The following is a 9,315-nucleotide window of genomic DNA, read 5'->3' as shown; positions in this document are numbered from 1 at the left end:
CCCCCACCCCGGCCACCCCGGGCCGGGAAATCCCGGCTTCCTGGCGCCCCGCCGGGGAGTTCGCTTGAGCTGCAAGCGGAAAAGCAGCCGGCTGTCCCCCAGGACCGCCAAGTGTTCACCTACCAATGCGTTTGGACGTGCCAGGGTTTAACGGAAGCAGGAAGCCCCCTACCCTGCCCCGTCCGCCACCCGCCCTGGTTCCAGTGATCCAAACGACCCCTGCCATCGACACGCTGCGGGCGCGGTATCTGGCCGCGCAGCTCTCCGGGAACCGCCAGGAGGCCCTGCGCCTGCTCGTGGATGAAGGGCTGCTGTGCGGCGTGCCCCTGCAGGAGCTCCACCTGGACGTCATCCAGGCGGCCCAATACGAAGTCGGGCGGCTGTGGCAGGAGAACACCATCTCCGTGGCCCAGGAACACCTGGCCACCGCCATCTCCCAGTTCGTCCTCGCGCACCTGTACCGCCACCTGCCCCGCGATCCCGCCAACGGCAAGGTCGTGATGATGGCGTGCGTGGAGGGAGAGCTGCACGAAGTGGGCGCGCGCATGGCCAGCGACTTCCTGGAGATGGCCGGCTTCGACGTGCGCTTCCTCGGCGCCAACGTGCCCGCGGATCACCTGGCCCGCATGGTGCGCGAGTCCCCGCCCGACCTCCTGGCCCTCTCCGTCACCATGCCCTTCCACATGCCCCAGGTCCGCGAGGCCGTGCGCAAGGTGCGTGACGTGTCTGCGTCCCTGCCCATCGCCGTGGGCGGACTCGCCTTCGACTGGGGCCCCACCCTCGAGGAGGAGCTGGCCGTGTCCTTCTTCGGCAAGAGCGTCCGCGAACTGGTCGCCTCCACCTGCCGCACCCTCGGGGTCTGACGCCATGTCGCACGTGAGCCACCCGGTGGAAGCCCGGACCGCGGCCATCGCTTCCGCTTCTGTTCAAGCATTGTATGAAGACCCGTTCTGGGCCGCGCGCTACGGCATCCAGCGCGCCCGCCGCTTCGGTGACGAGGACGCCGTCTTCCACGTGCGCTACCTCGTCCAGGCCCTGGACGCGCAGCGCCCCGCCATCCTGGAGGACTACGCGCGCTGGCTGCGCACCCTGCTGGTGACGCGCGGCATGTGCTCGCTGCACCTGGATCAGCACTTCGAGGGGCTCTCCCGCGCGCTCCAGGCGGAGGGCTTCGGCCCGGACTCGCTGCCGTACACCTACGTCCAGTCCGCCCGCCAGGCCCTGCACTACAAGGAAGGCCCCGCCCACGCCCTGGAGGCGGACGCCCCCGGAATCATCAGCGTGGTCGTCCGACAGTTGGAGGCCCCACTTCCTTCAGGAAGCCGCCCGCGCCTGGAACAAGAGGTGCGCCTCCAGCTGTCCTATCTCGCGGATGCAATCGCCCTGGACCGGGCGGACCTGTGGGATGCCCATCTCCAGTGGTACGCGGGCTTCTGGCCGCATCGGGGACTGGCGCCCCTGACCCTTATCCAAACCCTGGACGCGTTGAATGCGGCCCTTGAAGACGGACTTCCCGAAGCGCGGACGTTGCTCGCGCGGGCGCCCGTTTCGTGGGAGGAGACGCACTCATGATTCAAATGGACGACCGCGCCTCCGGGATCTTCGAATCCCTCAGCCGCGAGTTGGCGTTGGCCTGCGATGCGCAAGGAACGGTCGTCTGGCGCGATGAGCGCGCCGCGCGCATCCTGGGCGTCAAGCCCGGCCAGACGCTGCAGAGCCTGGCGAGCCACGGCAGCGAGAGCAAGGTGGAGAAGCTGCTCGTGCAGGCGCGCGATGAGGCCGTGGACGGCTGGGAGCTCATCCTCCAGAGCCACCACAAGCCCGCGACGTTCGCCTTCCGCGCCCGCCCGTACGAAGGCGGCATCGCGCTGGTGGGCAGCCTGGTGCCGGAGGACTACGGCTCCGCGCTCACCCAGGTGAGCACCACGCTGGGAGAGCTGTCCGCGCTCCACCGTGAGACGGAGCGCCAGCAGCACGAACTCAAGCGCCGCGCGGAGGAGCTGGCCCGCCTGAACCGCGAGCTGGAGGAGTCCAACCGCGGCGTGCGCAGCCTGCACGCGGCCCTGGACGAGAAGGCGGAGAGCCTCCAGCGCGCGTCTGAAATCAAGAGCCGCGTGGTGGCCAACGTGAGCCACGAGTTCCGCACGCCGCTGCACTCCATCCTCGGGCTGTCCAAGGTGCTGCTCAACCCGCTCAACGGCCACCTCGCGCCGGAGCAGGAGAAGCAGGTCCAGTTCATCCGCGGCTCCGCGGAGGCCCTCTTCGAGCTGGTCAACGACCTGTTGGACCTGTCCAAGGTGGAGTCCGGCAAGACGACGCTGCGCCACAGCCGCTTCGTCGCGTCCGACTTCATCAGCGCGCTGCGCGGCATGACGCGGCCCCTGCTGGCGCCGGACTCGAAGGTGACGCTCGACTTCGAGGAGCCGAAGGAACCGCTGGAGCTGGAGACGGACGAGGCCAAGCTCAGCCAGGTGGTGCGCAACCTGGTCTCCAACGCCATCAAGTTCACGGAGGCCGGCTCCGTCACGGTGTCCGCGGCGCCGGGCCCGCGCGACACGGTGGTGTTCACCGTGAAGGACACGGGCATTGGCATCGCGCCGGAGAACCACGAGCGCGTCTTCGAGGAGTTCATCCAGGTGGACAGCCACCTGCAGCGCGGCGTGAAGGGCACCGGCCTGGGCCTGCCCCTGGCGCGCAAGCTGACGGAGCTCCTGGGCGGCTCGCTCACCGTGAAGAGCAAGCTGGGCGAAGGCGCCTCCTTCATCATCACCCTGCCGCGCGTGCACCCGGAGGTGTCGGAGATGACGGGGCTCACCCGGCGCAGCGAGACGCTGGACCCCGGACGCGCGCCGGTGCTGGTGCTGGAGGACGACCGCCAGACGCTCTTCCTCTACGAGAAGTACCTGGCGCGCTCCGGCTTCCAGGTGCTGCCCGTGCGCAGCGTGGAGGACGCGCGCAAGGTGATGCAGCGCGTGCGCCCCGCCGCCATGGTGCTGGACGTGATGCTGGAGGGCGAGACGAGCTGGAGCTTCCTCGCGGAGATGAAGAACGGGGAGCAGACGCGCGACATCCCCATCCTCGTCGTCACCGTGACGGACCGCGAGCAGAAGGCGCGCGCCCTGGGCGCGGACGAGTTCTGGCTCAAGCCCGTGGACGAGGCGCGCCTGCAGAAGAAGCTGGCGTCCATGGCCCGCGTCGGACCGGTGGAGCGGCTGCTCATCATCGACGACGACGACGTGCACCGCTACCTGCTCAAGCAGCTCCTGAAGGACACGGCCTTCCACCTGCTGGAGGCGTCCAACGGCCGCGAGGGCGTTCGCATTGCCCGCGAGAACGCCCCGCACCTCATCTTCCTGGACTTCGTGCTGCCGGACATCACCGCCTTCGACGTGCTGGATGAATTGAAGGCGGATCCGCGCACCCGCGACATCCCCATCATCCTGCACACCTCCCACCAGTTGCAGGAGTCGGAGCGGGCCCGGCTGGCGCGCGAGACCTCCGCCATCCTGGCCAAGCACACGCTCAGCCGCGAGGTGGCCATCACCCGCATCCGCGACGCGCTGTCCAAGGCGGGATTGGGGAACCGGGACCTGCGCGAGGTGAACCCCCGTGGCTGAGGAACCCCGCCTGGCAACGGTCCTCAACGTCAACGACGACGAGGCCAACCGCTACCTGGTCAACCGCATCCTGGAGATGTCCGGCTACCACGTGCTGGAGGCGGCCACCGGCATGGCGGCGCTCCTCCTGGCGGAGGAGCACCGCCCGGACGTCATCGTCCTGGACGTGAAGCTGCCGGACATCAGCGGCTATGAAGTCTGCGCGCGGCTGAGGGCCAACGCGGCCACGGCCGCCATCGCGGTGATGCACACGTCCGCCACGTTCGTCACGGCGGACAAGAAGGTGCAGGGCCTGGAGGGCGGCGCGGACGCGTACCTCACCCAGCCCTATGAGCCCTCGGAGCTCATCGCCACGGTGCGCTCGCTGTTGCGCCTGCGCCACGCGGAGCAGCAGGCCCGGCTGCGCACGGACCAGCTCATCGAGATGGACCGGCGCAAGGACGAGTTCCTGGCCATGCTGGCCCACGAGCTGCGCAACCCGCTGGCCGCCATCATGACGGCCATTGGCATCCTGGAGCGCAAGGCGCCCTCGGACACCAAGGAAGCGCGGATGCACGGCATCATCCAGCGCCAGACGCACCACCTGGCGCGGCTGGTGGACGACCTGCTGGACGTCAGCCGCATCACCCGGGGCAAGGTGGAGCTGCGCACGGAGCCGGTGAACCTGACGGAGAGCTTCCAGCAACTGCTCGCCATCCTGCGCCCCCGCGTGGAGGCCCGCGGCCTGAAGCTGGAGGTCCACCTGCCGCGCACGCCCTTGTGGCTGGAGGGCGACGCCACGCGCCTGGAGCAGGTCTTCACCAACCTGGTGGACAACGCGGCCAAGTACACGGACGAGGGCAGCGTCACCGTGGACCTCTTCCAGGAGGGCGTGGACGGCAACGCGCAGGCGGTGCTGCGGGTGAAGGACACGGGCATCGGCATCCCGCCGGAGAAGCTGCCCGCCATGTTCGAGCTGTTCGCCCAGGCGGACACGTCCCTGGAGCGCTCGCGCGGGGGCCTGGGCATTGGCCTCACCCTGGTGCGCACGCTGGTGCGGATGCACGGCGGCACCGTGGAGGCCACCAGCGGCGGCCTGGGCCAGGGCAGCGAGTTCGTGGTGCGGCTGCCGCTCATCCCCGCGGACCGCGTCCCCAAGACGCTGGGGGCGAACGTCCTGGACTCGCGGCGCGCGCGGCGCATCCTCCTGGTGGAGGACAACTCGGACGCGCGCCAGTCCATGCGCGACCTGCTGGAGCTGTGGGGTCACCAGGTGGCGGTGGCCCAGAACGGCGTGCAGGGCGTGGAGCTGGCCCTGGAGCACGCGCCGGAGCTGGCGCTGGTGGACATTGGCCTGCCGGGGCTGGACGGCTTCCAGGTGGCGAGGGCGCTGCGCGCGCGCGTGGGGCAGAACCTGCGGCTGGTGGCGCTCAGCGGCTACGGCGACCCGGAGGCCTACCAGCAGGCCCTGAAGGCCGGGTTCGACGTGCACCTCACCAAGCCGGTGCGGCCCGCGGACCTGGATCGCGTCCTGTCGAACCTCTAAAGAAACGATGAGGGAGGCGGTGGCTAACGGCGCTGGAGCGCGTTGGCCACCAGGCCCAGCAGCTTCACCTGGGCGGGGTCCAGCTGACGCACGCTGCGCAGCAGCCGGCGCACTTCCGGGCGCTCGGGCGTGGGCGGCGGGGCTTCACTCGCACGCGACGGCGGAGCGCCCTGCGCCGCGAGTCCCAGCAGCTCGTCCGCGGAGACATGCAGCTCGTGGCACAGCTTCAGCAGGGTCTGGACGCTGGGGAGCATGCCGCCGCGCTCCAGGCGCCCGTACACTTCCGTCGCCACGTCGATCCGCTCGGCCACGTCGGCCTGCGTGAGCTCCATGCGGCCCCGGGCGACCCGGGCCGATGCGCCGATGGTGGTTGCGAGTTTCTTGTCCATGCCCTTGCTTGCCGACCCGAAACGTTTGGCCGACGGCATAGGACGTATAGAGGCAGACAGACAGAACTTGCCGGGTCAGCCTCCCATTGTTCACCCATAGGGTCGCTGCGCGGGAGGTGGACTTTCGGAGTCCGGGCAACCCCGACACCCGGGCCTCTTCTGAGACGGAGCGCCCTCTGGAAACGGCCTTCGTGGAGCACCCGCGCGCGCGGTTGCAGGCTTGTCCGGAGGTGACCCATGACGTTGGGGCCGCCGTTTCCTACGGTGTTCCGGCGTCCTGCCGCCACTGCCACCCTTCAGGGTTGGCTCATGTTTTCAGATTCACGGCACGGCCATGACGCCTGGCGCTACCGCGACGCCAGCGTGTTGAGCTCCACCGTGCCCAGGGCGCGCGCCAGCTCCGCGCGCGAGGTGGCCAGGTCGTACGTCGCCTGCACCTGCTGGGCGGACGCGTTGGTGAAGGCCACCTGCGCGTCGCTCACCTCGATGATGTTGCCCACGCCCGCGCGGTAGCGCCCTTCCGCCAGCCGCAGCCGCTCGCGAGCGTTCACCTGGGCCTCGTCCGCGGCGGTCAGCGCCTCGCGCGTGGCCGCCACGTTGAGCCGGGCCTGCTCCACCTGCAGCCGCACCTGCTGCCGGAGCGCGTCCTTCTGCGCCTGGAGGTCGCGCAGGGAGGCCTGGGCCTCGCGCGTCTGCGCGTTGACCAGGCCACCCTGGAACAGCGCCCAGCTCAGGTTGACGCCGCCCTGCACGCTCAAGGTGGGGTCGTTGAACGGGTTCTCGCCCACGTCCGCCGCGTTGCCGGTCAGGCTGAACGAGGGCAGGTGGCCCGCCTTCGTCACCCTCACCTGGGACTCCTGCGCGGCGATCTGCCGCTCGCGCGCGGCGACGTCCGGGCGGGCCTCCAGCGCGCGCTTCACCAGCGCGTCCAGCAGCGCGTCCTCGCCCGGGATGGCCGCCACCGTCACGTCCTGCACGGTGTAGTCCGTGGCCGTCTCCACGCCCATGGTCTGGTTGAGCTGCGCCTTCGCGGTGGCGTACGCGTTCTGCGCGCGGATGAGCGCCACCTGCGCGTTGGCCTTCGCGGTGCGCTGCTGGAGCAGATCAATCTCCGGCCGCGTGCCCACCTGCACGGACGCGTTCACCTGGTCCAGCCGCGCCAGCTCGCTCTGCAGCGTCTCACGCGCCACGCCCAAGAGGGCCTTCTGCGTGAGGACGTTGAAGTACGCGGCGCGCACGTCGCGCAGCGCGTCCTGCAGCACCTGCAGCTGCGAGTTCTCCTGCGCGCCCGCGGACTCCCTGGACGCGTTGTAGCGGCCCGTCGTCTTGCCGAAGTCGTAGATGAGCTGGTTGGCGTTGACGCTGCCGCTGAAGCGCCGCGAGGTGTTGGACACCACGCCCGTGGAGCCGCCGCCCACCACCTGGATGACGTCCCGGTTGCTGGTGCCCAGCGTGTAGCTGGCGCTGGCGCTCACCTGCGGCAGGAAGCTGGAGAAGGCCTGATCCACCCGCGCGTACGCCGCGTCGGTGTTCGCCTGCGCCGAGCGCAGCGTCGGCTGGTTCTGGCGCGCCAGCGTCTCCGCGTCCGCCAGGGTGATGATGCGCCCCTCGGCGGCGGACATGGACAGGGACTGCTGCACGGCCGGAGGCGTCACGGGCTTCGCCGGGTCCTGCGGCGTGGTGGCCGGGGCCTGCTGCGCCCTCGGCGCGTCGGCCGGGGCGTCGGCCGGGGCCTGCTGCGCCCCCGCGACGACGGGCAGCAGGCACAGGGAGAACGTCAACGGAAGCGCGCGCATCACTCGTACCTCAGTGCATCAATGGGATCCAACAGGCTCGCCTTGCGCGCCGGGTACAGCCCGAAGACGACCCCGACCAGGCCGCTGAACCCGATGGCCAGCAGCGCGACGTCAGGACGGACCAGCATGGGCCAGCCGAACTGCGAGGCGAGCAGCTTCGCCACGCCCAGGCCCACGGCCGCGCCGATGATGCCGCCCAGCACCGCCAGCGTCAGCGCCTCGATGAGGAACTGCGCCAGGATGTCGCGCGGCCTGGCGCCCACCGCCACGCGCACGCCAATCTCGCGCGTGCGTTCGGTGACGCTCACCAGCATGATGTTCATGATGCCGATGCCGCCCACCACCAGCGACACCGCCGCGATGGCCGCGAGCAGCAGGCTCAACGTCTCCGTGCTCTGCTGCTGACCGCTGGCCACCTCCGCCAGGTTGCGCACGTCGAAGTCGTCCGGGTCGTTGTCCCCCAGCCGGTGGCGCATCCGCAGCAGGTTCGCCACGTCCGCCTGGGCCTTGGCCGTGAGGTCCGCGCTCACCGCCTGCACGAACACCGCGCCGGTGATGTACGTGCCCAGGCTCTGGGCCTGCACCTGGCGGCGGAAGGTGGTGGCCGGCACGAACACCGTGTTGTCGAAGTCCTGGCCCACGGGCGACTGGCCCTTGGGCGCCGTCACGCCCACCACGGTGAAGGGCGTCTTGTTGATGCGGATGACCTGCCCCACGGGGTTGAAGCCCTTGCCGTAGAGGTTGTCCACCACCGTCTGGCCCAGCACCGCCACCTTCGCGCCCGCCTCGTTGTCCGCGTCCGTGAAGTGCGCGCCCTTGGCCAGGGTCCAGCTGCGCACGGTGAAGTAGTCCGTCGTGGTGCCGATGATGCTGGTGTTCCAGTTCTGGTCCTCGCTGAACACCTGCGCGTTGGAGCGCATCTCCGGCGCCGCGCCGCGCACGCTGGCCACCTGCGTGCGCACGGCCTCCAGGTCGTCCCAGGTGATGGTGGGCTGGCTGCCGAAGCCGCCTCTCGCGCCACCGGACCGGGACGAGCCCGGCAGGATGATGAGCAGGTTGGTGCCCATGGAGTCGAAGACCTTCTGCACGCTGGCCTTCGCGCCGTCGCCAATGGCCACCATGGCGATGACCGCGCCCACGCCAATGATGATGCCCAGCGCGGTGAGCACCGAGCGCGTCTTGGACCGCAAGAGCGCGCGCAGCGCCAGGACGAGCGTCTCCAGGATGTTCATGTCCCCACCTCCTCGGCGGGCACCACCGCCGGGTTCGGCGTCTGGCGTCTGTCGTTCACGATGCGCCCGTCCTTCACCACCACCACGCGCTGGGTGTACTCGGCCACGTCCGGCTCGTGCGTCACCAGCACCAGCGTCAGGCCCTCCTTCTGCAGCTGCTGGAACAGCGCCATCACCTCCACCGTGGTGCGCGAGTCCAGGTTGCCCGTGGGCTCGTCCGCGAGGATGACGCGGGGCCGCCCCACCAGCGCGCGCGCGATGGCCACGCGCTGCTGCTGACCGCCGGAGAGCTGCTTCGGGTGGTGGTCCAGGCGGGCCCCCAGCCCCACGCGCTCCAGCGCCTCCTTCGCGCGGACGCGGCGCTCCTTGGCGGGCACGCCCGCGTAGAGCATGGGCAGCTCCACGTTCTCCAGCGCGGTGGTGCGCGCCAGCAGGTTGAAGCTCTGGAAGACGAAGCCCAGGGTGCGGTTGCGCACGCGGGCCAGGCCGTCGCGGTCCAGGCGGGCCACCTCGCGGCCGTTGAGCAGGTACTCACCGGAGGTGGGCCGGTCCAGGCAGCCCAGGATGTTCATCAGCGTGGACTTGCCCGAACCGGAGGAGCCCATGATGGAGACGAACTCCCCGGACTCCACCGTGAAGTCCACGCCGCGCAGGGCGCGCACCTCCACGTCGCCAGACTTGTACACCTTCGCCACGTTCTTCAGCTGGATGACGGGGGGTGCCCGCTTCGTTTCCGCGTCCATCGGTCTGCCTCTG

At 70.1% G+C, this 9,315-nt stretch carries 8 protein-coding genes; 4 read left to right on the top strand and 4 right to left on the bottom strand.

Translation table 11 applies throughout. The features are described 5' to 3' along the window. Positions 1-125 precede the first annotated feature (125 nt). From D7X55_RS09010 to D7X55_RS08995, 4 genes are read left to right on the top strand one after another with little or no spacing between them, the layout of a single operon-like run. A complete protein-coding gene (locus tag D7X55_RS09010) occupies positions 126-863 on the top strand; it encodes a B12-binding domain-containing protein (RefSeq protein ID WP_233609725.1) in 738 nt (245 codons plus the stop codon). Between the two features lie 4 nt (positions 864-867). Beyond that, complete coding sequence (locus D7X55_RS09005; protein WP_121722822.1) at positions 868-1,572, top strand: hypothetical protein; 705 nt, start codon at positions 868-870, stop codon at positions 1,570-1,572. Continuing rightward, a complete protein-coding gene (locus D7X55_RS09000; RefSeq protein WP_120550896.1) occupies positions 1,569-3,617 on the top strand; it encodes a hybrid sensor histidine kinase/response regulator in 2,049 nt (682 codons plus the stop codon). The genes D7X55_RS09005 and D7X55_RS09000 overlap by 4 nt, the downstream gene beginning before the upstream one ends. Beyond that, on the top strand, positions 3,610-5,142 hold the full coding sequence (locus tag D7X55_RS08995) for a response regulator (RefSeq protein ID WP_121722821.1): 1,533 nt from the start codon (positions 3,610-3,612) through the stop codon (positions 5,140-5,142). Before D7X55_RS09000 ends, D7X55_RS08995 begins: the two co-directional genes overlap by 8 nt. A gap of 23 nt (positions 5,143-5,165) precedes the next feature. On the opposite strand, the gene D7X55_RS08990 is transcribed toward D7X55_RS08995, so the two are convergent. From D7X55_RS08990 to D7X55_RS08975, 4 genes are all read right to left on the bottom strand, one after another. After that, on the bottom strand, positions 5,166-5,531 hold the full coding sequence (locus D7X55_RS08990) for a helix-turn-helix transcriptional regulator (RefSeq protein ID WP_120529550.1): 366 nt from the start codon (positions 5,529-5,531) through the stop codon (positions 5,166-5,168). A 347-nt stretch (positions 5,532-5,878) separates the two neighbouring features. Further along, entirely contained in the window at positions 5,879-7,327 is a 1,449-nt protein-coding gene (locus D7X55_RS08985; protein WP_121722820.1) for a TolC family protein, read from the bottom strand. After that, positions 7,327-8,559 carry an ABC transporter permease gene (locus D7X55_RS08980; RefSeq protein ID WP_120550899.1) on the bottom strand — a complete coding sequence of 411 codons (1,233 nt, stop codon included), beginning with the start codon at positions 8,557-8,559 and terminating at the stop codon, positions 7,327-7,329. Before D7X55_RS08980 ends, D7X55_RS08985 begins: the two co-directional genes overlap by 1 nt. Then, complete coding sequence (locus tag D7X55_RS08975) at positions 8,556-9,302, bottom strand: ABC transporter ATP-binding protein (RefSeq protein ID WP_121722819.1); 747 nt, start codon at positions 9,300-9,302, stop codon at positions 8,556-8,558. Before D7X55_RS08975 ends, D7X55_RS08980 begins: the two co-directional genes overlap by 4 nt. Positions 9,303-9,315 lie beyond the last annotated feature (13 nt).

It is taken from the genome of Corallococcus sp. AB049A (genome assembly GCF_003668885.1).
Taxonomy (GTDB): domain Bacteria; phylum Myxococcota; class Myxococcia; order Myxococcales; family Myxococcaceae; genus Corallococcus; species Corallococcus interemptor.
The sequence above is the reverse complement of the archived record's forward strand: the minus strand, read 5'-3'. Positions and strand labels throughout refer to the sequence as shown.

Coding starts and splice junctions, on each gene's coding strand:
- D7X55_RS08985 (WP_121722820.1), bottom strand. CDS start 7,327: ATGCGCGCGCTTCCGTTGACGTTCTCCCTGTGCCTGCTGCCCGTCGTC.
- D7X55_RS09010 (WP_233609725.1), top strand. CDS start 126: ATGCGTTTGGACGTGCCAGGGTTTAACGGAAGCAGGAAGCCCCCTACC.
- D7X55_RS09005 (WP_121722822.1), top strand. CDS start 868: ATGTCGCACGTGAGCCACCCGGTGGAAGCCCGGACCGCGGCCATCGCT.
- D7X55_RS08990 (WP_120529550.1), bottom strand. CDS start 5,531: ATGGACAAGAAACTCGCAACCACCATCGGCGCATCGGCCCGGGTCGCC.
- D7X55_RS08980 (WP_120550899.1), bottom strand. CDS start 8,559: ATGAACATCCTGGAGACGCTCGTCCTGGCGCTGCGCGCGCTCTTGCGG.
- D7X55_RS08975 (WP_121722819.1), bottom strand. CDS start 9,302: ATGGACGCGGAAACGAAGCGGGCACCCCCCGTCATCCAGCTGAAGAAC.
- D7X55_RS09000 (WP_120550896.1), top strand. CDS start 1,569: ATGATTCAAATGGACGACCGCGCCTCCGGGATCTTCGAATCCCTCAGC.